This is a genomic window from Clostridium sp. 2218st1_F5_2218SCRN_220325 (assembly GCF_039062665.1).
Classification (GTDB): Bacteria; Bacillota; Clostridia; order Peptostreptococcales; family Peptostreptococcaceae; genus Intestinibacter.
In genome coordinates this window covers 261,239-285,857 of the sequence record NZ_JBCLNH010000001.1, presented here as the reverse complement: position 1 = coordinate 285,857, position 24,619 = coordinate 261,239, and the positions used below count along the sequence as shown (strand labels likewise).

The following is a 24,619-nucleotide window of genomic DNA, read 5'->3' as shown; positions in this document are numbered from 1 at the left end:
AATATAAACAAAGTGTACACAAAATACACATTAAGGAGATAGCAATTATGTTAAGTCAAAAAACAATAGATATAATAAAAAGTACAGTACCAGTATTAAAAGAACATGGAGTAGAAATAACAAAAACTTTCTACAATACAATGTTTGAAAATAAACCAGAAGTAAAAGCTATGTTTAATATGGCTAGACAAGAGTCTGGAGAACAACCAGAAGCACTAGCAATGACAATATTAGCAGCAGCTCAAAATATAGATAATTTAGATGCATTATTACCAGCGGTAAAGAAAATAGGAATGGCTCATGTTAATTCAAGTGTAAAAGCAGCACATTATCCAATAGTAGGTGAAAATTTATTATTAGCGATAAAAAAAGTTTTAGGTGATGCGGCAACAGAAGAAGTATTAAATGCATGGGCAGAAGCTTATGAAGTTATAGCTAAAGTATTTATAGATGTAGAAAAAGATATTTATATAGATCAAATTTGTAGAGATAATCAAATACATCAAACATTATAGTTTATAAAAGGGCCCCTTAAGACTTTGATAATTTTATCATTGCTAAAAGGGGCCTTTATTGATTTTTGTATTTTAACCTATAAATAAAATACAAGTATATATTATATTTAATAACTAGATTGATAAAATTCAAAATAAAAGTTAAACTAAAGTATAATTACATAAAAATAAAAAAGAGGTGTAAAAATGACTAAAGAACAAAGAATTGCAAATATAGTAGCTGACTTAGAAGGATGGGAAATTAAATCAGATGATAATGGCTCATATCTTGAAGTAAAATTAGGAGAATTTTTATTAGAAATGGACTTATGTGATATACCTAGTATTGAAACTTTAACAAAGGAAGAACTAGCAACTATAATATTTGATAAATATTTAGAACAATAAATTTAAAAAACTACTAAGTTTATGGCTTAGTAGTTTTTTTATTGTAAAAAAATGTAAAAAAACTATTGAAAGTTATAAACATATCAACTACTATATGATTATGAAAATAAACGCGCGTTCACAAAGTTGATTGGAGGTTTTATGAAGAGTAATGATATTGCAAAAATTGCTGGTGTATCTAGGAGTACTGTATCTAGAGTAATCAATAATTACCCGAATGTACCTGAGGAGACTAGGCAAAAGGTATTAAAAGTAATTGAAGAATATGATTATGTACCACATGCGTCTGCAAGAATGTTAGCAGGGGCAAAAAACAAGGTAATAGGTCTTTTTATAATTGATATTAATGAAAGACAAGATGGTATGAAAAATAGAATTACAAGGAGTCCTTATTTTTTAGAGTTTACAAGTTCGGTAATCGAGCGTGCAAGTGAAAATGGATATAAGGTATTGGTGCAGATAATACATAATATTGAGGGGTACACACAAATCAAAGAATGTTTTTATAATAAGATGATTTCAGGTGGTATATTCATAGGAGAAAACAACAACGATGAAACAATTAAAAAAATAATAAATGATGGATATAAGGTTGCTTTAATAGATCAAGAGATAACAAAAAATAATGCATATAGTAAATGCATAGTAGTTAATTCGGACAACTTTAAGGGTGCGTATGATGCTACTAAGTATTTGATTGATAATAATCACAGAAAGATTGCTCATATTACAGGAGATATTGGAAAGTTGTCATCAATAGATAGAATTAAAGGATATAAAAAGGCATTACAGGATTCAAATATTTCAATAAATAATGATTTTATTATTGAATCGAAATTTCGTGAAGAAAGTGGATATGAGTCTGCGAAAAAATTGTTATCACAAAGTGATAAACCGACAGCGATATTTGCATCTAATGATAAGATAGCCATAGGGGTAATGAGGGCTATGAAAGAAATGAACTTAAAAGTTCCGCAAGATATCAGCATAATAGGTTTTGATGATATAGAGGAATGTAAATATATAAATCCACAACTTACGACGATAAAGATGGACTTAGTAAAGATGGCAGATATAACTACTGATTCAATAATTTATTTTATTGAAAAAGGGGAAAACAAATTCAATGAATACACAGTAGATGTTGAGCTTATAAAAAGAAAAAGTTGTATGAAGTTAAAGTAAAACCTAAAAAATATTAGTATAGAAATTAAAGGGGGATGTATTATGTCAAAATATAGTTTGGGAATAGATATAGGTGGTACGTTTATTAAATATGCTTTGGTAGATGAAGATTATAATATAAAAGAAAGATGGAAAGTAAAAACAACTAAATTCGATACGAAAGATGAGTTATATGATTATATTTGTTCAAATATGAAATATAACGAAGAGATTGATGTTATTGGGATAAGTGCACCAGGGCTTATTGATGAAGAGTCTAATGTTAAATCATATGCAGCTCCAAATGTAGCAAATATGTATGGAACAAATATAAATTCTGAAATAGAAAAAAGAGTAAATAAAGAAGTGGCATCTATAAATGATGCGAAGTCAGCAGGATTATGTGAGTTTGAAATAGGAAATGCAAAAGGAAGCAAATCTTCAGCATTTTTAATTTTGGGAACAGGTACTGGTGGATGTTTATGTGATGAAAATGGAGTTATATATGGAAAAGACTCATTTGCAGCAGAGTTTCACAACATTCCTTTTATGAATTTCCAAACTAAAAAAATAGACAAAATGGGTGACTACGCATCAATGACTGGTTTAATAGAGATATATAACAGTAAAGTTGATGAAGAAGAAAAGGTTGAATATGGTCATGAAGTTTGTAATAAGTTTTTAGCTGGTGATGAATTAGCTAAAGAAGTAATAGATGAATGGATAAACAATATTGTAATTGAATTAATAGCCATAACAGTTTCATATAATCCTGAAATTATATGTATTGGCGGCGGAATATCTGAAGAAGATTGGTTTATTGATAAACTAAAAACACATTATAAAGAAGTTTGTATAGAATATTTAGAAGCAGATTTTATAACGACTGAAATTCACAGATGCAAATACAACAATGATGCAAATATCTTAGGAGCTATAATAAACGCTAAGATAAAACAATCGAAAAAATGTGTAGTTAGCAATAGTTAGTTATAATGGAGAGGGTAAAATATGTTTAGTTATGAGGTTATACAAAGTTTAAACAATTTAGAACTATCTTTATACGAGTATATAATGAAAAATAAAAAAAAGGTCATATATATGAGGATAAGGGAATTAGCTGATGAAGCTCATGTATCGACAACAACTATATTGAGATTTTGCAAGAAGTTAAATTGTGAGGGGTTTTCTGAATTTAAAGTTAAATTCAAAATGTATATAGAAGAAAATAATATGAAGAAGGTCAGTGATGATACTTCTGAAATAATAAATTTTTTAAAAAATATAGAAAAAAGTGATTTGGATAAACGTCTGGATAATTTATGCGACATGGTAAAAATGGCGAATACAATTATATTTTTAGGAATAGGTTCATCGGGAATATTATGCAAATATGCGGCTAGATATTTTTCTGCAATTGGAAAGTTCACATTTCACATAGATGATCCGTTTTTCCCAAAGAACTTTAGATGTCATGGGCCATGCTTGGTAATAGCTTTGTCAGTATCTGGAGAAACAGAATCTACAATAGAAAATATAGATAGATTTAAACAAGAAGGCTGTTCTGTCGCTAGCATAACAAATAGTGAAAATTGCACAATTGCTAAAATGTCAAATTTAAATATACCTTATTATGTTCAGCAGGTAAAGGTTAATTATAGTGATATAACTACTCAATTACCAGTTTTATATATGATTGAGAGAATAGGTAAGAAGCTATACAACCAATATATAGTCGAATAACTACATAAGATTATTCTATTTAAATAAAAAACAAGTTGTTTTATTTTTGGATTAAATTATTAAAGTTGTGACATGTTTTTTTAGAAGTAAAAACTATTACTTACAACAAATTATAAGTTATACTTAGACTATAAGATACAAAGGGGGACATTAGATGATATATAAAGAATTAGACAAATTTAAAGATGATTTCTTATGGGGTTCGGCATCTGCAGCTTACCAAGTAGAGGGAGCTTGGGACCAAGATGGAAAGGGAAAAAGTATATGGGATATATATACTAAACAACCTGGAACAACTTATAAAAATACGAATGGAGATATAGCAGTAGACCATTACAATAGATATAAAGAAGATGTAGCTTTAATGGCAGAGATGGGACTTAAAGCTTATAGATTTTCAATAGCTTGGAGTCGTATATATCCAAAAGGTAGAGGTCAAGTAAATGAAGCAGGTTTAAAATTCTATGAGGACTTAATAGATGAACTTATAAAAAATAATATAAAACCAATAATCACTTTATACCACTGGGATTTACCACAACATCTTCAAGATTTATATGGCGGTTGGGAATCAAGAGAAATAATAGATGATTTTAACGAGTACTGTATAACACTTTTCAAAAGATTTGGTGACAAGGTAAAATATTGGGTTTCACTAAATGAACAAAATGTATTTTTAACATTAGGTTATTTAACAGCCCTACATCCACCAGGTGTTAAAGATCAAAAAAGAATGTTACAAGCAAATCACATTGCAAACTTAGCTAATGCAAAAGTTATTGAATCTTTTAGATCATATGTACCAAACGGAATGATTGGACCAAGCTTTGCATTTGGACCTAATTATTCATATAGCTGTAATCCAGAAGATGTATTAGCAATGGAAAATGCAGAAGAGTTAAACTGTAGTTGGTGGTTAGATGTTTATTGTAAAGGAACATATCCATCATTTGCACTAAAATATTATGAAAGATTAGGAATAGCTCCAATAATAGAAGATGGTGATCTTGAACTATTAGGAAGAGGAAAACCTGATTTTATAGGTATAAACTATTATCAAACAGCAACTGTTAAAGCTAACCCATTAGATGGTGTAGGTTTATCAGAAGGAATGAATAACACAGGTAAAAAAGGTACAACTAAGGAAAATGGTATACCTGGTGTTTATAAAAATACAAAAAATCCATATGTAGAGACTACTAACTGGGACTGGGCGATAGACCCTACTGGATTAAGAATAGGCCTAAGAAGATTAACAAGCAGATATGGGTTACCAATATTAATCACAGAAAATGGTCTTGGAGAATTTGATAAGCTTGAGGAAAACGATATTGTTAATGATGATTATAGAATAAAATACTTAAGCGACCATGTTAATGCATGTAAAGAAGCAATAACAGATGGGGTAGAACTTCTAGGCTACTGCACATGGTCATTTACTGATTTACTAAGTTGGTTAAATGGATACCAAAAACGTTACGGATTTGTATATGTAGATAGAGATGAAAATGATGAAAAAGATTTAAGAAGAATTAAGAAAAAAAGTTTCTATTGGTACAAAGATGTTATAAGCAGCAATGGAGAAAATTTATAAGAATACAAAATATAATATTCAACATACAAAATAAAAATTAAAATAAAAGGTTTAAAAATCAGGAGGGTTATTATGAAAAAAATATTATTAGTTTGTTCAGCAGGAATGTCAACTAGTTTACTAGTTAATAAAATGAGAGATGCAGCTAAAGAATGCGGGGAAGAAGTAGAAATAAATGCATTAGCAATAGCAGAATGCTCAAGTGTAATAAATGATGTAGATATAGTACTTTTAGGGCCTCAAGTACGTTTTCAAAAACCACAAGTAGAAAAACTTACAAATGGAAGCATACCAGTAGAAGTAATCGATATGAGACAATATGGAATTATGGATGGTAAAGGAATACTTGAAAGTACATTAGCTAAAATAAAATAATATAAAAAATCTAGGGGGTATACATATGACTACTATGGAAAAATTCCAAGCGGGTATAGAGAGATTCTTAGTTCCAATTGCCGCTAAATTAAATTCACAAAGGCACATATGTGCAGTAAGAGATTCATTTATACTTACATTCCCATTAACAATGGCAGGTTCATTAATGGTATTATTAAACTTTGTTTTCTTATCACCAGATGGTTTTGTGGCAAAATTACTTAAATTAGAGTCAATAATTCCTAATTTTGCAGAGTATCAAAATATATTCTCACCTGTTTTAAGAGGGTCTGCAGATATATTAGCAATATTCATAGTATTTTTAGTTGCTAGAAATCTCGCCAAAACACTCAAAGCTGATGATTTGTTAACAGGTTTAACAGCAGTTTCAGTTTACTTTATAATATATCCAGATTATGTAGGGGTAGATAATGTAAATCATTTAACAACTAAATTTTTAGGCTCACAAGGTCTATTCGTAGCGATAATAGTTGGTTTAGTAGTTGGGGAACTTATGGCAATTTTATCAAAATCTGAAAAGCTAGAAATAAAAATGCCAGAACAAGTACCTCCAGCAGTAGCTAGATCATTTAAGGTATTAATACCTATAATTTTAATAACTTTATCGTTCTCAATAATAAACTTCTTAATTAAAAAAGTTGCACCAGGTGGATTACATGAATGGGTTTATACAGTACTTCAATCACCACTAACAAAATTAGGACAAAATGTAGGTTCTGTAATAGTATTAGCATTTATATGCCAAATACTTTGGGCAATGGGTATACATGGTCCTAATACAATAGCAGCAGTTCGTGACACAATGTTTGCAGAAGCTGTAAATAGTAATGTATTATATGCAGCTCAACATGGTACTGCTTGGGGAGCACCTTTCCCAGTAACTTTCAATGGATTATTTGATGCATTTGGAGCTTATGGTGGTTCAGGGGCTACACTAGGGTTAGTAATAGCACTAATATTATTCAGTAAAGCTAAAGATCAAAAAAGTATTGCAAAACTTTCTTTAGCACCAGGAATATTCAATATAAATGAAATGGTTATATTCGGGTTACCAATAATATTAAATCCAATATATATAATTCCATTTGTTTTAGCACCAATAGCAAACATATTAATAGGATATTCAGCAACTTGCATATTTAAAATAATTCCACCGGTAGCATATAGTGTTCCATGGACTACACCAGGACCATTAGCTCCATTCCTTGGAACGGGAGGAAATGTATTAGCACTGTTTATAGGTATAATATGTTTAGTAGTGAGTGTATTAATATATGCTCCATTTGTAATTGTAGCTAGCAAAGCATCACAAGTAGATGATGGTTTAGAAAAAGATTCAAACGAAGAATTAGCATAAGATTTAATAATTAGAGGTGACGTAAATGGAAGGTATGGAATTAATAGCATTTGAGATAATTAGTAATGTAGGTATGGCTAAATCATTAGTAGTAGAAGCACTAAGAGTTGCTAGAGAAGGTAATTATGAAGAGGCCGAAGCTAAATTAAATGAATCAGCAGAATATATGCTAAAAGGACATCATGCACATTCATCATTAATACAACAAGAAGCATCTGGAGATAAAGTCGAATTTTCGTTGATAATAATGCATGCAGAAGACCAGATGATGTCAGCTGAAACTATTAAAGTTTTAGCCGAAGAAATGATACAAATGTATAAAGAATTTAGAAAATAAAAAAGCAAAGAACTACTGAGTTTATTCTTAGTAGTTCTTTTAATTATAAGAAAATTATATATTATATCGTTTGGTATAATGAGTAAGTTTATAGATAATAACAAAAATATAATATTTTAAATACCTCTTAATTTTGATAAAATTTTTATGTAAGCACAAAATAATAGAATATCAAAAAATGTGTAAAAGAGGTATTACAATGGAAAATCCTTATAAATCAATTAATGAATTAAAAACAGGAAAAATTACTACTGCACAGAAGGTATTGTTTGATGGGTTGATAAAGTTGTGGACAACAAAACCTATTTACAAAATTAGCGTTAAGGAATTGACTGAAATATCTAATGTGGCTAGGAGTACGTTTTATGTATATTATAAAAATATAGATGAACTTATAGAAGATATAGAAAATTATCATATTTCTCAGATGATGCATTTAAATGAGGAGTTAATGAATACGGATATAAAGTCGGACGTTTATTTATCATATTATCAAGAGATAATTAATTATGTAAAGAAAAATAAAGATGTATTTTATGCATTTTTAATCGCCAACATAAATAATAGATTTATTCAAAAATGGAAAGATGGAATGAAGTATCATTTATTAGAGAGAGAATATCGTCTGTATAATGCTGATAATTGTAATTTGATTTTGGAGATGGTGGCATCTCAAGTAATTGCTGGATATACTTTTTGGCTAACTAATCCTAATGACGTTAATATTAACGGTCTGGCTAAGATAGTATCACAAACACTAAGATTAATAGAAATTTAAAAAAGAGCAAAGTTTATACACTTTGCTCTTTTTTGTAGCAGAAAATAAAAATTATATAGTATAAAATAATATCAGAATTAAGTAAAAATAATAAAAAAGTAAAAAAACAATAAAAGTGAACTGTGGATATAAAAAATTATTTGATAAAGAATAGTTTATAGAAGCTAATTTCAGTAGGATAAGAATATGGACGAGATAAAAATTCACGTTTTACACACAGGGAAAGTCTGTGTATCACCAGATTTACCATTTGGAGGAGAAAACAGTAATTTGATAAAGCTGCCTAAATTAAGTCTCTTGGCTCAAGATTACTTTATTTAGTAAATCAAGGAGTGGTAGAAAAGGGTGAAGCAGTAGATGAACAATTAAACAAATTAGGATTAGAACAATATGCAGAGATGGAAGTTGAGATATAATTTTTATTAAAAGTACTTTTAAAATTTAAGATAAAGATAAGTGACTACTAAGTTTTAGGGCTTAGTAGTTTTTTTATACAAAAAATATTAAAATTTTATATTCATTTCATAAATATTTCACATTGGAAACTTAAAATCTATCTTAGATAAATGAAGTGACTGACACAAAGTCTAAAATATTTATTATGAAAATTTCTAAAAATTATAAAACAAGGAGGTAAAAAAATGGGTTCTTTTAAAAGAGCGGTATTATATATAACCCGAAAGAAAAAGAAAAGTATTCTTATGTTCTTTATTCTATTTTGTATAGCTACAGCTGTACTGAGTGGAATTTCAATTAAAAAAGCTACATCAATTGCAAGACAAAATTCAAGTAAGGAGACAGCAAATACATTTGAGATACAAAACAATTTGGCAACAAATTTCACAGGAACAATGCCAGAGAGTTTGGTAAATAAAGTATCAAAAGTAAATGGCATAAAAAATTATGATGCATCAGTTCAGGGCATTGGGCTAGTTTTTAAGCAACTTCAAAATGTGGAGCCAAAAAACAACACAGTTCAATACACTGATAAAAAGTATAAAAATCTTTTCCCTGTAGAAGCTCATAAGTTTACAGAATACGACACAAAATTTATGAGTAAATCATTTAGATTAGTTGAAGGTAGACACCTTGTAGAAGGTGATAAAAATAAAGTATTAGTTCACAAAGCGTTAGCCGAAAAAAATAATTTAAAAGTAGGAGATAGGATAATAGGAACTAAAGACAGCTTAGATTATAATGCATCTAAAGATGCACCGTCTGAATATGATCTTGAAATTGTAGGTATTTTTGAAAGTCAAAATACAGACAGAATGGGAAGTAAGTTAGAAATACCAGAAAACCTTATATTATCAGATATGAACACATTAAATGCTTTATATGGTTATTCAAAAGGAAACAGCCAATATACAAGTGCTGTGTTTAATACTAATAAAAATGTAGATGATGTAATATCAGATGTCAATAAAATACAAGAAAATTGGAGTCTTTATAATATATCAAAAAGTGATGATACGTTTTTAGCATTATCTAAGTCATTTGATAGCTTAGAAAAAATCGTAAATATGCTTTTAATCGGTTCAATTATAGTTGGAATAATAGTGCTTTCATTAGTTTTAGCATTTTGGATTCAAGGAAGAATTCATGAAACAGGTATCTTACTTTCTATCGGAGTTGGAAAGTTTAAAATAATTTCACAATATATAATTGAATTGTTACTTATAAGTGTGCTAGCTTTTGGAACATCATATTTTTCAAGTAAGATGATATCACAAAATATAGGAGATGCAATGGTTAGCCAGGCAAGCAAACAAGCTGTTCAGGAGGTGCAACAAGGGTTTGGAGGAATGTCATTAGGATATGATGCAAACACTTCTTTAGCAACTCAAACAGTAGATGGGATTGATGTTGATGTTAGTTTAAAAGAAGTTCTTTATGTTTATGCAATAGGGGCAACTATTATCATAAGTTCTGTAATGATATCTTCATCATCAATAATAAGATTAAAACCAAAAGAAATACTATCGAAAATGAGCTAGGAGGAAGACAAATGTCAATTTTAGCATTAAATAAAGTTAATTATTCATATACAAATGGTAAAAAAATATTAAATAATATAAGTATGGAGTTTGAAAAAGGCAAGTTTTACACGATTTTAGGTGTATCTGGTTCTGGAAAAACAACTTTGCTATCATTGTTGGCAGGTCTTGATGAACCACAAAGTGGTAAAATACTATATAACAATCAGGATATTAGGGAAAAAGGATATGAGAATCATAGAAAAAATAATGTTTCACTAATTTTCCAAAATTATAATTTGATTGATTATATGACTCCATTAGAAAATTTAAAAATAGTAAACCCAAAAGCAGATAAAACTATTTTAAATGAGCTTGGATTAAAAGATGATGAAATAAAAAGAAATGTATTGAAATTGTCCGGAGGTCAGCAACAACGTGTTGCCATAGCAAGAACACTTGTTGCAAATTCACCAGTAATTTTGGCAGATGAACCGACTGGAAATTTAGACAGTGATACAGAAGAAGAAATTATAGAAATATTAAAAACAAGTGCACATAAACATGGAAAATGTGTGATTGTTGTTACTCATAGTAAGGATCTTGCGAGCAAGTCAGATGTTATACTTGAGTTAAAAGATAAAAAGTTAGTTCTCTAGCAAGTAATATAGATATATAAATATTCCCTCATGATATTTTAAATAGAAAAATGGGCAAACGTAAATTTATACGTTGCCCATTTTTTATTTGAAAAATATTAAATTATATATTGAATACCATCCTTAATATACCTAATATTAATATATGAACAGGATAGAACCAGTAATTTATCATTTTATTTTGTCTGCCACGTTTTCCATTGTACATAAGTATAAATCCAAAACCAAGAAGTGCCCAAACCTCCTTGAAAATTGATAAATAACCAAATACACATGATAATATAGGTTTATTATAAAATACATAAAGGAAATATACTATTAATATAGCATGGTAATCATAATCTACTGAAAGGAATAGAGATATAATACACATAACAGCTAAAATTAATACTGTAGTCAAATACCATAGGAAACGAGGTATTTTTTCTAATTTTATTTTTAATGTATCTATAATCCAAATTGTTACAAGTGATAATGCTAGTGCAAATAGTACATTGTTATATCTAGGATTGAAGAATGTACGTGTTGTAAACATATCAAATGGTACTTCTGATATTACGCCAAATATCAATAAGTTTAGAAGATATTTTTTACGACTTCTCGTTTTGAAAAAACCCTCTACTATAAAAAATGCAAATAATGGGAATGCTATCCTTCCAAGTACATCAAATAAATCACTTATTTTTAAAAGTAATCCCCCATTTAAATTTGGATATATTAAGGCTTTATTCACGTGGTCGATTAACATAGATAGAAATGCTATGTATTTTAATTGTGCTCCAGAAAGAACCCTTATTTTATCCAATCCTTTTTTTCTTAATTCAATTGTTTCTGTCATAAATATTATCCTTTCTATAAGTTCGTTTAGATTTTTAATTAATAAATACGATAAATTGGTATGATTACCGCATTTTATATGGTATAATATGCAGAGATTAGAGTTGGCAACTGACTTTTAAAGGAAGAAAATTGCCATATAAATAACTTAATTTCTACAAATTACCGGTAGTGTTTAATATACCACGTTAATAGATGGATTAAAACAAAAAAGCAAATTTGTAAAACTTTCGTAAAAATTTCGTAAGATTTATTGAAGTAATGCGAAAGGTATAAAAGTTAAAAATATGCAAATTATAAAATTATAAATGGTCAATTAGAGGTGAAAATATGGACGCAATAACTATGATAAAAGAAAGACGTAGCGTAAGAAAATATAAAGACGAAAAAGTAGACAGAGAGACTATGAGAGAAATTGTCGATATAGCGAGATGGGCTCCTTCTTGGGTAAACTACCAAATAGCTAGATACACATTAGTAGACGACGAAGAAATAATAAAAGAAATAGCAGAGCATGGAGTTAATGGATTCGTATACAATATAGACACTTTAAGAACTGCAAAAGGAGTAGCTGTACTTAGCTTTGTAAAAGGAAAAAGTGGAACATATGACAAAGAATACATAACTTCAAAAGGTAACTCATGGGAAGTTTTTGATGCTGGTATAGCATGCCAAACATTCTGTTTAGCAGCACATGCAAAAGGTGTCGGAACTTGTATAATGGGAGTTATAGACGATAAATCTATAGCAAAAATAGTAAACTTACCGGAAGACGAAACTGTTGCAGCACTTATAGTTTACGGGTATGAAGATGGAGAACATGCAGCACCAAATAAAAGAAAAGACGTAGACGAAATAATGCGTTTTGTAGATAGATAAAACTTTAAAACAGCAATTAAAATTAAACAAAAGAAGAATCGTATAATCATATAAAGGAGAACAAAATGATAGTAGATAGAGATAAGTGTATAGGATGTACTTTATGTAAGCAAGACTGTATCGTAAGCGACATAGAAATGATCGATAAAAAAGCGCACATAAGAAACTTAACATGCATAAAATGTGGTCACTGTATAGCAATCTGTCCAGTAAAAGCAGTATCTTGTGATGATGAAGAAGAATACTCGATGGAAGAAGTCATCCCATATGAAAAAGAAGACTTCACAATAGATGCAGATAAACTAATGAATTTTATGAAATTTAGAAGAAGTGTTAGGTTATTTAAAAAAGATGAAATAGAAGAAGAGAAAATAGAAAAAATAATAGATGCAGGAAGATTTACACAAACATCAACTAATATGCAAGATATTTCTTATACTATTGTAAAAGACAGCATACCAGAGTTAAGAAGAATGACTTTAGGAACATTAAACGCAATGGCCGACAAGATGTTGGGAAGTGAAGAAACTCCAAAACACCTTCTAAAATACGCCCATATGTGGAAGCGTATGTATGAGAGTTTTGTAGAAAATCCAGATGGACATGATCAATTATTCTTCAAAGCACCATTATTAATAATTGTAAAAGCGCAAAATGAGATAGATGGTGGTTTAGCATCAGCAAAAATGGAGCTTATGATAGATGCGCTAGGGCTAGGAACTTATTTCAGCGGTTTCTTTGAAAGAGCGGCATCGATGAATCCTAAAATAGGAGAAATGATTGGATTAAAAGAAGGCGAAAAAATCATATCTTGTATGGTAGTTGGCTATCCAAGAGTAGAATATAAAAGAACAGTTCCAAGAAAACCTGCAAGAGTAACAAGAATGTAGGCATTGTGATAAGGATATACACATGGACGAAAGCAGAAAAGCAACTTTATTAAAACAATATAAAAATAAAAAAATCAAATATCCAATAGAATAGCGCTATATTTGATTGGGGGATGGAGCATAGCGACAAATTCGACTGGATAGAAAACTTGGAAATTGATAAAGATTTAGAATTTCCATATGGAGATTAAAGTTTTATACAGTATTAAAAAACATAAATGATATCAACCTAAAAAGGGCATACTCTAGTATTAATATATTTAAAATACTAATGTATGCCTATTTTTATGCTTATTTACACAAATAAAGTTTATATAGTTTTAGTTAAATAAATCTTATCCAACAAATATCTCCGGCATGCGAACAACATCAGCAAAATTAGTTTCAAGCATGTTCTTCATATTAGTAAATCCAGGGTGAGTGAATTTTTTAGAGTTAAACGGACATCTTTTTACACAACTACAACATCTTATACATTTAGTTGTATCTATTTTTTTACAATCTTCAAGATCTATAGCAGATGTAGGGCAGTGTTTTGCACATATTTTGCAGTTTACACAAGTGTCGTCTGTTTCTGGAGCCATTGGAACTTGTGGAAGATTTTTTTCGACATAAGGGAAGTTGCCTGGAACTTCTAGTTTTAATTCGCTTACGTCATTTAAATTTTCTAGTCTGTCTTTTATTTTCACACCGAAGTCATAAGCTATTTTTAAATCGTCTGAATTTGGTCTATTAGTCGCCAGTTTTGATGTAGATGAGTGTTCGGCTACGAATACTGCACCAGCTAGTCCAACAAATCCTTTTGATTCAAATAAATACTTTGTCTCTAAAAGTGAATCTTCATAATCTCTGTTTCCATATGTAACAGCAAATACAGCCATAGCCTTGTTACATGAAATTTTATCAAGATAGCTTTTTAGTAATTTTGGAAATCTACCAGCATAAGTAGGCACACCGATTATAACTAAATCATTTTCATCAAAAAATAATTCCTGAGTCCTATTTTGAGCTAAAGTAATATCAAATTCTTTGTACTCACATCCGATACCATTTGCGATTTCTTTTACAACTTTTTTAGTCCCATCAGTAGGGCTGAAGTAAAGTAAATTTAGGTTTTTCATAATACAATCTCCTTTTAAAAATTTATATAAAAATTATATAAAACAGGATAATGGTATGCAATAACGCACTTTGTAGTTATTTACTTACTTGGATGTAAGCAATAAAGAGAAATTTGAAAGTATAATAGAGAGTTTTAACAAATAAAAGTGTAAACATATAAAGGTGTAATGTAGAGTTTTAACAAATATCAGATAAGAATTTTAAGAAATATAGAACTTTAATCAAAAGGGAATTTTTTTGGGAGCGATAGAAATTCACATTCTACCAACTCCCGTTTATATTAATGAGAAAACAAATTTATATATCAATCTCAAATATTTATTTCAATTTTAAAAAAGCTAATAAAATTAATGTCACACCACTCAACCAAGACAGATTAAGCTCTGTTTTTTCTGCTATTTTGTTTCCTATAAAGCAACCACCGAGGATTGCAACTATATTTACAATAAGTGAGAATAAAATTATTTGAAAAAAGTTAGCCGAAACTAAACCTGCTCCAAAACCAGCCGCCAATCCATCTAAAGATAGTGCTAATGCTAGAGAAAATGATTCCTTTGGTGATAATATAAGCGAATGGTCGACATCTGCTGCTGTATTATCTATATATACTTTTAAGAAAAACCTAAAGTCGGAAACCTTAAATTCATAATTGCGAGTTAGTGAGCCGCGAGTACCCAACAATGCTTTTAACGTACTGTCAAATAATTTAGCCAAGCCTAACATTAATAGCATAGTAAAGCAAATACTTGTTGTAAAAATAGATGGAATGAATCTGCTTACAATACTTCCGAAAAACAAGGCTATCCCCAAAATAGTAGTAGATACAACATTAATAATCAAAGCTGATTTAAAGGGTATTTTTATTTTGCTTGTGGCATAGGCGAAACTGGCAACAAAAGCATCTATTGATAAAGCGCCTACAAGCAAAACTGCATTTACTGAAGATAAAAGATTCATGGCGTCTGTATACCCCCCTTGTGATAAGCATTAAAACCTATTAATTTTCACATAGTTTAACTATATATTAACAATATATGAGAAGTGCAATTTTTGGTGACCTTTTAAAAAGGTGAGATTTTATTATTTATAAAGATAATGAGCATACTAATATTGAAAAATCATAAAACTAGATTTGGAGGAAGTATGTTTAGATTATTTTTTATATTAATAACTTTATTTGCACTTGAAGTAGTAACTTATAAAAGAGTAAATATGGGTAAGTTTAAAAACGTCAAGAAACTAATTTATGAGATAAATAATCAATATAGATATTTGCTTAAAGGTAGATCGAGATATTTAAATTTCTATCAATGGTTTATACTTTTTATATCACAAATATTCGTAGTTTATGCTCTTATGAGATATATAGTTAAGAAGATTTTTAAATATGTAGAAGAAAATTATATTTTGTTTGGAAAGACATTGACGATAATATTTTTAATTATATTTTTGTATTTTGCAATAGGATGCGTATTATTATGTGTTTCAAGAATATACAAATTCTTATATAAAATTGAAGATAAAATCACAAAAGCTGATTTATTGATAAGTTATTTCATAATAAGCATGTATATGACGATTTTAATAATATTTCCCGGGGAATTTGCGAAAAATTACAAAATCGGACTTGTTGGAGTGACGCTCAGCTATTATCTAAATTTAAAAGTACTTTTAAGACTTATAAGAAGTCCCGAAATTGCTGATTTTAAGGCGCAAACTAAAAAAGCATTTGAAATAGACAGCATAGGTGTTATGGCTGTAATAGTTTTGTGCATGGTAGTAATAAGTTTGGCACTAGCAGTATGTTTTATTAGCTGTAGCAATGAAGGGGTGTATACTAATAATCCTACATTTTTTGATTTGTTTTACTATACGATTATCACCTTTGCCACAGTTGGATATGGAGATATAAGTCCAGTTTCGCCTGTCGCAAAATTTATGAGTATCATAATTTCTATGACGAGTATACTATGTCTTACAGTTTTTATATCTTCCGTATTATCTTATAAAAATGAATAATAATTTAAAATGATTTAAATAATGAAATAATATTTTAATATTAAATTATGAAATAGTATTTTAAAAACATAAAAGAATGTTTTAAATGATTAAAAAATGCCTTGACTTAGAGTTAACTTTAAGTACTACAATTATAATTAAGTTGAGAGAAAGAATTTACAGGAGGATTTTCAAATGAATAGATCGTATATATTTTGTCATATGCTTACGTCTTTAGAAAAACATTGGCATGGAGCAGCAAAAGATAGCTGGTTCCAACACTTAGCAATAGAAGTACCAGGAGTTGACACAAAAACAGAGTGGTGCGAAGAAGTAAGTGATGAAGAATATAATAAATTAAAGTAATAAGCTAAAGCGAAGAAGAATTGAAATATATAAAATTAAAAAATAGAGTTGTAAAAAGTAGCTAGAATATTAAATCTAGCTACTTTTTTTTATATAAGCAACGGACGAAGTCGTTGGCGCCATGAACGAAGTGAATTTTTTGGATTTAAACTAATAATCTAATAATTATATATCATACTATATTTACCAAAATGGTAAAGGAAAATGTTTTTTATAATTGAAAATATTATAAAAGTAAAAAATAACTTAAATAGTGTAGCATATTTAATGCGAAATAAGTTGAAAAGAATAAAAATAAATCGAAAAAAGGAAAAAATTGCACAAAAATATAAAAAATATGATATAATTAATAAGACTTAATAATTAATAAAGGAGACGCAATGATGAAAAAGAAAATTTTCGCATTACTTTCTGTAGTTGTATTAACTATGGCTCTTATGGTTGGATGTGGATCTAGTAAATCAGATGATGATGAATTAGTAGTATACTTTGTTCCTTCAAGAGACCCTAAAGAAATACAATCTGCAACAGAACCTTTAGCTGATATGTTAAAAGAAGAATTAGCTAAAGAAGGATTTGAATTTAAAAATATAAGAATTGAAGTAGGTACAAGTTTCGAAGCTGTTGGTGAAGCTTTAGAATCAGGTACTGCACACGTTGGATTTATACCAGGTGGAACATATGTATTATATGAAAATGGAGCAGATGTTGCTTTAACTGCTACTCGTTTTGGATTAAACCATGATTCAGATAATCCAGCAGATTGGAATACAGCTCCAACAGAAAATACAGACAAAAAAGTTACTTATTATCGTTCTTTAGTAATAGCTGGACCATCTGAAAAAGGTCAAGCTCTTGCAGATAAAATAAATAGCGGTAAAAAATTAACAGCTGAAGATGTTAAAGGCGTTACTTGGGGTGTATCAAGTAATACAACTTCTCCAGCAGGATATATATACCCAAGTTTATGGTTACAAGAAAACTTCGGTTTATCATTAACTGATTTACCAAATAAAGTGGCTTTAGATAACTATGCTACTGCATTAACTCAATTAGCAAGTGGTCAAATAGATGTTATGGTAACTTATGCTGATGCACGTCTTGACTATGCTGATAAATGGACAAGCGAATTCGGAAGAAGCAAGTCTGTTTGGGAAGAAACTAACGTTATAGGTGTTACAGCTCCTATATACAATGATACTATATCAGTAACTAAAAACTCTTCTGTAATGACTCCAGAATTAGTTAAAGCATTACAAAATGCATTTATGAATATAGCTGAAACTCCAGAAGGACAAGATGTAATATCTATCTATACTCATAAAGGATATGAAATAGGAGATAGCAAAAATTACGAAGAAGAAAAGAAAGCTCAAGAGCTAATAAAATCTATGCAATAGTAAAATAAATAAGTTCATGATTAGTATCATGGACTTATTTTATACGAATTAAAAAAATAATATCACGAAAGATACTATCAATTAAATGTATTGAAAACAAGAAAAACAGAGCATAAATAGAACGTGGAGGGATACAATTGATAAAATTTGATAACGTAAATAAAGTATATCCAAATGGATTACATGCATTAAAAAATATAAATTTAGAAATACAACAAGGTGAATTTGTTGCGATAATAGGTTTATCTGGTGCAGGTAAATCAACTTTACTAAGAACAGTAAACAGAATGCATGATATAACTGATGGTGTGTTAACTGTAAACGGACAAGAAGTTAACAATTTAAAAGGAAAAGAGTTACGTAAATTCAGACGTGGAATAGGTATGGTATTCCAATCTTTCAACTTAGTAACTAGAACTTCAGTTATAAAAAACGTATTAACTTCAAGAGTTCCAGGTATGCCATTATGGAAATCTATAATAGGATTATATTCAAAAGAAGATAAAGTTGTAGCATTAGAAGCTTTAGACAAAGTTGGTATATTAGATAAAGCTTATGTAAGAGCTGACCAACTTTCAGGTGGACAACAACAAAGGGTTGCTCTAGCTAGAACATTAGCTCAAAATCCAGAAATAATACTTGCTGATGAGCCTGTTGCAGCATTAGACCCAATAACAGCAGTACAAGTTATGGATGACTTCAAAAAAATAAATCAAGAATTAAACATGTCAGTTCTTATAAACATACATCACGTAGACTTAGCATTAAAATACGCTGATAGAGTTATAGGAATAAAAGCTGGTGAAATAGTATATGACGGACCATCAAGCGAAGTAACAAATGATGTATTAACTCAAATATACGGGCGTGAATTAGCTCAGGATGAAATGATGGGGGCTTAAGATGTTAAAAGCTATAAAAAATATATTTAAACCGGAAAAAATAGTATTAAGTGATGGCCAAGAAATTCAACCACCTAAATCTATCGTTCCTTATGTAATAATAGGTTTAGTTATATCAGTATTACTTGCAAGTAATGTGACTGGTTTCAGTCTTTCAACAATAATGAAAAGAGGAAGCGAATTCTTTATTATATTAAAAGGTATGATACCACCAGATTTTAGTTATGCAAAATCTGTATTACCTCCTTTATTAGACACAATAAAAATGTCGGTACTTGGATCTATGATAGGATGTTTTATAGCTATACCATTTGCTATAATATCATCAGTTAATATAAACAAGTCAAAAATAGTTTTAAATTTAGTTAGATTTCTTTTAAGTATAACTAGAACATTACCAACTTTAATAATAGCATTAGTTGCAACTTATATATTTGGATTAGGAACATTTGCTGGTACAGTAGCAATAACTATATTCTCATTCGGATTAGTTGTAAAAATGTTATACGAAAAAATAGAAACTGTAGATATGGGACCATTTGAAGCTATGGAAGCATTAGGTTCTACAAAACTTAAAGCATTCATAGGAACTATAATGCCTCAAATATTACCATCATATCTTTCAATATGTTTATATACATTCGAAATCAACGTAAGATACGCAGCAATACTTGGATACGTAGGTGCTGGAGGTATCGGTCTTATATTAAATGAGAAAATAGGTTGGAGAGAGTATGACAAGTTAGGTATGATACTTGTTATGCTATTTATAACAGTAGTAATAATAGAAAATGTAAGTAAATATATAAGAGAAAGGTTAGGGTAATATGCAGTTAACAGTTAATAAACAATTAAAACAAGAACCAAATTTATGGATAAATAAAGCCCTAACAGTACTATTTATAATAGGTATAATGGTATGGGCAGGACATTCAATTGAGTTTAATGGTTTAAAAGAAAATGGTGTAGAAATAGCTAAAAATGTAGTTGATGGTATATTCCATCCAAAAACTAGTATGTTATTCACACTAGATAAAGGTGGAGTTCCAGCTTTATTATTAGAAACTATATGTATAGCATTATTAGGTACATTAATAGGTTCAATAATAGCTGTTCCTCTATCATTCTTAGCATCAAGTAACATAGTTCCAAAGTGGGTTAGTGTTATTACATCATTCTTTATAGCAGCTATAAGAACATTCCCAGCTTTCGTTTATGGGTTAATGTTTATAAGAGTTACAGGTCCTGGAGCTTTTGCAGGGGTTTTAACTTTATCAGTAACATCAATAGGGATGGTATCTAAATTATTCATAGAAACTATAGAAGATTTAGATAAAAAAATATTAGAATCTTTAGATGCTGCTGGATGTAATGCATTCCAAAAAATAAGATATGGTATATTACCACAATTATTTACAAACTTTGTATCAACAGTAATATATAGATTTGAAATAAATATAAAGGACGCATCTACTCTAGGATTAGTTGGAGCAGGTGGTATAGGAGCTCCTTTAATATTTGCTATGAACTCATTAAGTTGGGACGAAGTTGGTGCTATACTATGTGGATTAATTGTATTAGTTCTAATAGTAGAGTATATATCAACTAAAGTAAGAAATAAATTAGCAAGAGGCTAAGTTTTAGAATTTAAATGCTGATTCCAAGTGGAATCAGCTTTATTTATTTTCAAAATTATTAACTAAAGCAACGGAATCGCTGATTCGTTGGCGCTATGAGCGAAGCGAATTTTATATATTAAATTTAATAAAAATATCTATTAAAAAAGCCCCTAGAGAGGAACAATATGCGTTCTCTATAAGGGGCTTTAAAATTATGCTAAAACAGTTAAATATTTTGATTTATCAACAGTTACGTTTGTATTATTTTTAAAGTAATCTATTATTATATCAGGCATTTCCATTAAGATTTCTTTTACAACTTTACATTCTGTGTAGAATTCGTATCCACCAGCACCGCTAGCTCTGTAGTTATTCATAACTAATTTAAGAGTAGTGTCGTGATCTAATTCTTTCCCATTATAAACTATAGAAGTTACTCTGTTTCCTACTTCTTTTGTTATGTCAAATATGTAGTTTAAGTTAGCGAAATAATCGTAGTTATAATGCTCAACTTTAGGTTTTAAGAATCTATCAGATATAGTTACTTCACCGTCTTTGAAGTCGAAGTAGCTAGCACATCTTTCTAAAGCAAGCTCTAAGTATTTTCTGTTAACTTCGTATACTACTAATGTATTTGGGTACGGGTAAGTCGACATTATATCTCTTACAGTTACATTTTTCTCGAACCCTTTTATAACATTTGCAAAAGAAGTACAAGCAATGTCAGCACCACTTTCACTTAATTGGATTTGGTTTATAAAGTTAGCAAGAGATGAACCGTTTAAAGCCATGTCTAAGTGAGCTGAAGGTTGTAACTCTGTATCTAAGAACCCAACTGGAGTATCAAGCCACTGTTGAACTTTTTCTTCTAGAGGTAAGAATTTATCGTACATTTCCTTGTTAGGGCTAAGCTCAACATCTATTAATTTTGAAGTTACGTTTTGGATTTGATCGTTGTCAAATTCTAAGTTTAACTCTATGAATTTACTTCCGTTGTGTGGAGTTTGAACTATATGAGTACCATGTAAGTCTATATCAGATATCTCCATGTGTTGGTGACCAGTTAATAATAAATCAAACCCAAGTTCATTACATATTTTATATGCTATATTTTCTTTAGTTTCGCTTAGTTTTTTGTGAGATTCTAAGTCGTACTCAAACCCACCATGATAAACACCTATTAAAACATCAACATTTCCTTTTAATTCATCATAATAAGGTTTTATAGATGATATAGTATCGTTTATAGTGAAGTTAGCTAAGTTTTCAGCTCTCTCCCAAATATTTATAAAATCAGTAGTAAATCCTATGATACCAACTTTTAATCCGTTCTCTAAAGTTTTTATATCGTAAGGGAATATACCAAGTTCGTTTGTTTTATCATCTACATTTGCACATAAACACTTAGCGTCTAAGTTGCAAAGGTATTTTTTAAGATAATCAAATCCGTAGTTAAAGTCGTGGTTACCAAGAGTTATATAGTCGTATCCAGCTTTATTGAATATAGTAGCTATTGGATGAACATCAAACTCAGCAGTACTAAGGTAGTTTGTGAAAGGAGAACCTTGGATAGTATCTCCAGCATCTATTATTAATGTATTACCGTCTTTTTCAAATTGATTTATTATGTTTAATAGACCTATGTTTTTTTGAGATCTATCAACATAATCAGTAGGGTATACATAACCATGTAAATCCGATGTAAAATATATTTTTAAATTTTTCATTGTGACACCTCTTTAATTGTTAATCCGTATATTTATATTACCTCAAAATCTTCATTTTATAAAGATAGTTATTTAATTTCATATACGTTACATATTGAAATTTTAATATTAAACCATAGAAAAGCAAAACAAATAATAATTAAAATATTGAAGTATTAGGAGAATGAATATGAACAGAAAAAGAATAACAAAAAAAGCAACATTAGCATTAGTAGCGATGATGACAGTAACATCAGTAGTAGGATGTACACAGTCAAATAACTCAAATAAAAACCAACAAGGCTCAAATCAAAAGACTGAACAAAAAACAGAACAAAAAACAGACAAAAATACAAACTCAAGTTTATCATCTAGCACAATATTTAAAGATATGAAAACTACAGATATAGATGGAAATAAGGTAGATAAATCTATATTCTCAAAATATAAACTGACTATGGTCAATGTGTGGAACACAGGCTGCAGCCCATGTATATCAGAAATACCAACATTAGATAGATTAAACAAAGAATATAGAGAAAAAGGTGTTTCGATAAAAGGTATGTTGCTAGAATCGGGAATTGGATTAACTGATGAAGAAAAAGCTACAGCAAAAGAAATATTATCAAAAGCAAATGCAACTTATCAACAATTAACAGTTACAAAAGATATGGTAGAAAAAGATGATACATTGCTTTTACAAGCATTCCCAACAACATTCTTTATAGATAAAGATGGAAATATCGTTGATAGTATAGAAGGTTCTAATGATTATGATGGCTGGAAAGCAAAAATAGATGAAGTATTAAAGAAGGTAGAAGCAAATGAATAATATTATTAAAAAAAATAAAGTAGGTTTAGCAATATTTATTGCAGGGATGCTTTTTGTATCTCTTGGAATTCACAGACAAGAACATAAAGTTGTGTCAAAGAAATCAAATATTATATGTCTTGAATGTATAGGAATTGGATAGGTGATAGTATGGATTTAATAAGAAAGATAAAGTCAAACCTGAGGCTAACCGTTCAAATAGTGTTTACTGCATTGACTAATGGATACTTTTTGGGCTTTGCAAAAGGGAAGATATATCAAGGTGATAGTAAACAACTATGTGTACCTGGGCTGAATTGTTATTCATGCCCAGGGGCGATAGGGTCTTGTCCAATAGGTTCTTTACAGGCCGTATTGGGAAGTAGAAATTTTAAATTTTCATTTTATATAATAGGATTTTTAATGATGGTTGGAGCGTTTGTAGGAAGATTTGTGTGTGGATGGCTATGTCCATTTGGATTAGTACAAGACTTGCTTTACAAAATTCCATTTATTAAAAAAATTAAAAAGGTGCCTTTGGATAAGCCATTAAGATATCTTAAATATGTTATATTAGTAGTATTTGTAATTATAATGCCACTTACACTGACAAACTTTGCAGGAGAGGGTAATCCTTGGTTTTGCAAATTAATTTGTCCATCAGGAACATTGCTTGGAGGGGTACCTCTAGTATCAATGAACAGTTCACTTAGAAAAATAATTGGACCATTGTTTACTTGGAAGATGTTTATATTAGTGAGTGTTGTTATATTATCAATAAAAATTTATAGACCGTTTTGTAAATACTTATGTCCATTAGGTGCTATATATGGGCTATTCAACAAATATTCTCTTTATAAATATGAAATTGATGAAGACAAATGTACAAAATGTGGATTATGTGAGCGAAAATGTGACATGAATGTCGCAGTATACAAAACTCCAAACAGTGCAGAATGTATAAGATGTGGAAAATGTATAAAAGTTTGCCCAAGAGGAGCTATAAAAACTACATTTACAAAAACAAAAGAAGCAGCTTGTAATTCAAAATGTTCTGGATGTAAGTCAAATTGTGCAAGCAAAAATTAATAAAAGCCTTTAAGTTTAAATTAAAACATAAAAAAGATATTTAATATAATATTTAAATTATAGTATACTATACTATAAAATATAATTAAAAGAT

Annotated in this window: 28 protein-coding genes; 24 read left to right on the top strand and 4 right to left on the bottom strand. The window is 29.4% G+C overall.

Annotation, left to right across the window (positions count from 1 at the left end):
- The first annotated feature begins 47 nt into the window (after positions 1-47).
- The 13 genes from ABCM86_RS01310 to ABCM86_RS01250 all read left to right on the top strand — a co-directional run bounded on the left by ABCM86_RS01310 (position 48) and on the right by ABCM86_RS01250 (position 10,906).
- The gene (locus ABCM86_RS01310) at positions 48-515 is read left to right on the top strand and encodes a globin domain-containing protein (RefSeq protein WP_343003297.1); all 468 of its coding nucleotides are present in this window, start codon (positions 48-50) and stop codon (positions 513-515) included.
- Positions 516-701: 186 nt separating this feature from the next.
- The gene (locus ABCM86_RS01305; protein ID WP_195928710.1) at positions 702-902 is read left to right on the top strand and encodes a hypothetical protein; all 201 of its coding nucleotides are present in this window, start codon (positions 702-704) and stop codon (positions 900-902) included.
- Positions 903-1,043: 141 nt separating this feature from the next.
- Positions 1,044-2,087: a LacI family DNA-binding transcriptional regulator gene (locus tag ABCM86_RS01300; RefSeq protein ID WP_195928712.1), complete on the top strand. Its 1,044-nt coding sequence runs from the start codon at positions 1,044-1,046 to the stop codon at positions 2,085-2,087.
- Positions 2,088-2,129: 42 nt separating this feature from the next.
- Positions 2,130-3,056, top strand: coding sequence for an ROK family protein (locus ABCM86_RS01295; protein ID WP_343003296.1), 927 nt, complete (start codon positions 2,130-2,132; stop codon positions 3,054-3,056).
- A gap of 21 nt (positions 3,057-3,077) precedes the next feature.
- Positions 3,078-3,809 carry a MurR/RpiR family transcriptional regulator gene (locus ABCM86_RS01290; RefSeq protein ID WP_195928716.1) on the top strand — a complete coding sequence of 244 codons (732 nt, stop codon included), beginning with the start codon at positions 3,078-3,080 and terminating at the stop codon, positions 3,807-3,809.
- A 154-nt stretch (positions 3,810-3,963) separates the two neighbouring features.
- Positions 3,964-5,403 carry a glycoside hydrolase family 1 protein gene (locus ABCM86_RS01285; protein ID WP_195928718.1) on the top strand — a complete coding sequence of 480 codons (1,440 nt, stop codon included), beginning with the start codon at positions 3,964-3,966 and terminating at the stop codon, positions 5,401-5,403.
- Positions 5,404-5,475: 72 nt separating this feature from the next.
- Positions 5,476-5,778: a PTS sugar transporter subunit IIB gene (locus ABCM86_RS01280; protein ID WP_195928720.1), complete on the top strand. Its 303-nt coding sequence runs from the start codon at positions 5,476-5,478 to the stop codon at positions 5,776-5,778.
- Positions 5,779-5,803: 25 nt separating this feature from the next.
- On the top strand, positions 5,804-7,156 hold the full coding sequence (locus ABCM86_RS01275; RefSeq protein WP_343003295.1) for a PTS sugar transporter subunit IIC: 1,353 nt from the start codon (positions 5,804-5,806) through the stop codon (positions 7,154-7,156).
- Between the two features lie 25 nt (positions 7,157-7,181).
- Positions 7,182-7,493, top strand: coding sequence for a PTS lactose/cellobiose transporter subunit IIA (locus ABCM86_RS01270; protein ID WP_195928724.1), 312 nt, complete (start codon positions 7,182-7,184; stop codon positions 7,491-7,493).
- 199 nt (positions 7,494-7,692) lie between these two features.
- Positions 7,693-8,271, top strand: a complete 579-nt coding sequence (locus tag ABCM86_RS01265) for a TetR/AcrR family transcriptional regulator (protein ID WP_343003294.1) — start codon at positions 7,693-7,695, stop codon at positions 8,269-8,271.
- A gap of 186 nt (positions 8,272-8,457) precedes the next feature.
- Entirely contained in the window at positions 8,458-8,592 is a 135-nt protein-coding gene (locus ABCM86_RS01260; protein WP_343003293.1) for a hypothetical protein, read from the top strand.
- A gap of 320 nt (positions 8,593-8,912) precedes the next feature.
- A complete protein-coding gene (locus tag ABCM86_RS01255; protein ID WP_343003292.1) occupies positions 8,913-10,268 on the top strand; it encodes an ABC transporter permease in 1,356 nt (451 codons plus the stop codon).
- 11 nt (positions 10,269-10,279) lie between these two features.
- On the top strand, positions 10,280-10,906 hold the full coding sequence (locus ABCM86_RS01250) for an ABC transporter ATP-binding protein (RefSeq protein WP_007285587.1): 627 nt from the start codon (positions 10,280-10,282) through the stop codon (positions 10,904-10,906).
- Positions 10,907-11,009: 103 nt separating this feature from the next.
- Here ABCM86_RS01250 and ABCM86_RS01245 read toward each other — a convergent pair whose 3' ends face one another.
- Complete coding sequence (locus tag ABCM86_RS01245) at positions 11,010-11,744, bottom strand: TraX family protein (RefSeq protein ID WP_007285588.1); 735 nt, start codon at positions 11,742-11,744, stop codon at positions 11,010-11,012.
- Positions 11,745-12,073: 329 nt separating this feature from the next.
- Here ABCM86_RS01245 and ABCM86_RS01240 point away from each other — a divergent pair, with 329 nt between their 5' ends.
- Together ABCM86_RS01240 and ABCM86_RS01235 are read left to right on the top strand one after the other, a co-directional pair.
- Positions 12,074-12,622 (top strand): nitroreductase family protein, encoded by a 549-nt coding sequence (locus tag ABCM86_RS01240; protein ID WP_007285589.1) that lies wholly within the window; start codon positions 12,074-12,076, stop codon positions 12,620-12,622.
- A gap of 65 nt (positions 12,623-12,687) precedes the next feature.
- Positions 12,688-13,512, top strand: a complete 825-nt coding sequence (locus ABCM86_RS01235) for a nitroreductase family protein (protein WP_343003291.1) — start codon at positions 12,688-12,690, stop codon at positions 13,510-13,512.
- A 335-nt stretch (positions 13,513-13,847) separates the two neighbouring features.
- Here the strand turns inward: ABCM86_RS01235 and ABCM86_RS01230 are convergent, their stop codons facing one another.
- A complete protein-coding gene (locus ABCM86_RS01230) occupies positions 13,848-14,633 on the bottom strand; it encodes an EFR1 family ferrodoxin (protein ID WP_343003290.1) in 786 nt (261 codons plus the stop codon).
- Positions 14,634-14,952: 319 nt separating this feature from the next.
- Positions 14,953-15,591 carry a sporulation membrane protein YtaF gene (gene ytaF / locus ABCM86_RS01225; RefSeq protein ID WP_195928735.1) on the bottom strand — a complete coding sequence of 213 codons (639 nt, stop codon included), beginning with the start codon at positions 15,589-15,591 and terminating at the stop codon, positions 14,953-14,955.
- A 186-nt stretch (positions 15,592-15,777) separates the two neighbouring features.
- Here ytaF and ABCM86_RS01220 point away from each other — a divergent pair, with 186 nt between their 5' ends.
- The 6 genes from ABCM86_RS01220 to phnE (ABCM86_RS01195) all read left to right on the top strand — a co-directional run bounded on the left by ABCM86_RS01220 (position 15,778) and on the right by phnE (ABCM86_RS01195) (position 20,937).
- Entirely contained in the window at positions 15,778-16,653 is an 876-nt protein-coding gene (locus ABCM86_RS01220; protein WP_195928737.1) for a potassium channel family protein, read from the top strand.
- A gap of 174 nt (positions 16,654-16,827) precedes the next feature.
- Positions 16,828-16,998 carry a hypothetical protein gene (locus ABCM86_RS01215; protein ID WP_307993542.1) on the top strand — a complete coding sequence of 57 codons (171 nt, stop codon included), beginning with the start codon at positions 16,828-16,830 and terminating at the stop codon, positions 16,996-16,998.
- 383 nt (positions 16,999-17,381) lie between these two features.
- Positions 17,382-18,398, top strand: coding sequence for a PhnD/SsuA/transferrin family substrate-binding protein (locus ABCM86_RS01210; RefSeq protein ID WP_295733983.1), 1,017 nt, complete (start codon positions 17,382-17,384; stop codon positions 18,396-18,398).
- A 131-nt stretch (positions 18,399-18,529) separates the two neighbouring features.
- Positions 18,530-19,300 (top strand): phosphonate ABC transporter ATP-binding protein, encoded by a 771-nt coding sequence (gene phnC, locus ABCM86_RS01205; RefSeq protein WP_343003325.1) that lies wholly within the window; start codon positions 18,530-18,532, stop codon positions 19,298-19,300.
- 1 nt (position 19,301) lies between these two features.
- Positions 19,302-20,126, top strand: coding sequence for a phosphonate ABC transporter, permease protein PhnE (gene phnE, locus ABCM86_RS01200; RefSeq protein ID WP_195928743.1), 825 nt, complete (start codon positions 19,302-19,304; stop codon positions 20,124-20,126).
- Position 20,127: 1 nt separating this feature from the next.
- Positions 20,128-20,937 (top strand): phosphonate ABC transporter, permease protein PhnE, encoded by an 810-nt coding sequence (phnE, locus tag ABCM86_RS01195; RefSeq protein WP_307993544.1) that lies wholly within the window; start codon positions 20,128-20,130, stop codon positions 20,935-20,937.
- Positions 20,938-21,131: 194 nt separating this feature from the next.
- Here the strand turns inward: phnE (ABCM86_RS01195) and ABCM86_RS01190 are convergent, their stop codons facing one another.
- Complete coding sequence (locus ABCM86_RS01190; RefSeq protein WP_195928747.1) at positions 21,132-22,646, bottom strand: bifunctional UDP-sugar hydrolase/5'-nucleotidase; 1,515 nt, start codon at positions 22,644-22,646, stop codon at positions 21,132-21,134.
- A 169-nt stretch (positions 22,647-22,815) separates the two neighbouring features.
- On the opposite strand from ABCM86_RS01190, the gene ABCM86_RS01185 reads away from it, so the two are divergent.
- From ABCM86_RS01185 to ABCM86_RS01175, 3 genes are read left to right on the top strand one after another with little or no spacing between them, the layout of a single operon-like run.
- A complete protein-coding gene (locus tag ABCM86_RS01185; protein WP_288634461.1) occupies positions 22,816-23,457 on the top strand; it encodes a TlpA disulfide reductase family protein in 642 nt (213 codons plus the stop codon).
- Positions 23,450-23,599, top strand: a complete 150-nt coding sequence (locus ABCM86_RS01180) for a CD1871A family CXXC motif-containing protein (protein WP_007285598.1) — start codon at positions 23,450-23,452, stop codon at positions 23,597-23,599. Before ABCM86_RS01185 ends, ABCM86_RS01180 begins: the two co-directional genes overlap by 8 nt.
- 8 nt (positions 23,600-23,607) lie before the next feature.
- On the top strand, positions 23,608-24,525 hold the full coding sequence (locus tag ABCM86_RS01175; protein WP_007285599.1) for a 4Fe-4S binding protein: 918 nt from the start codon (positions 23,608-23,610) through the stop codon (positions 24,523-24,525).
- The last annotated feature ends 94 nt before the right edge of the window (positions 24,526-24,619 follow it).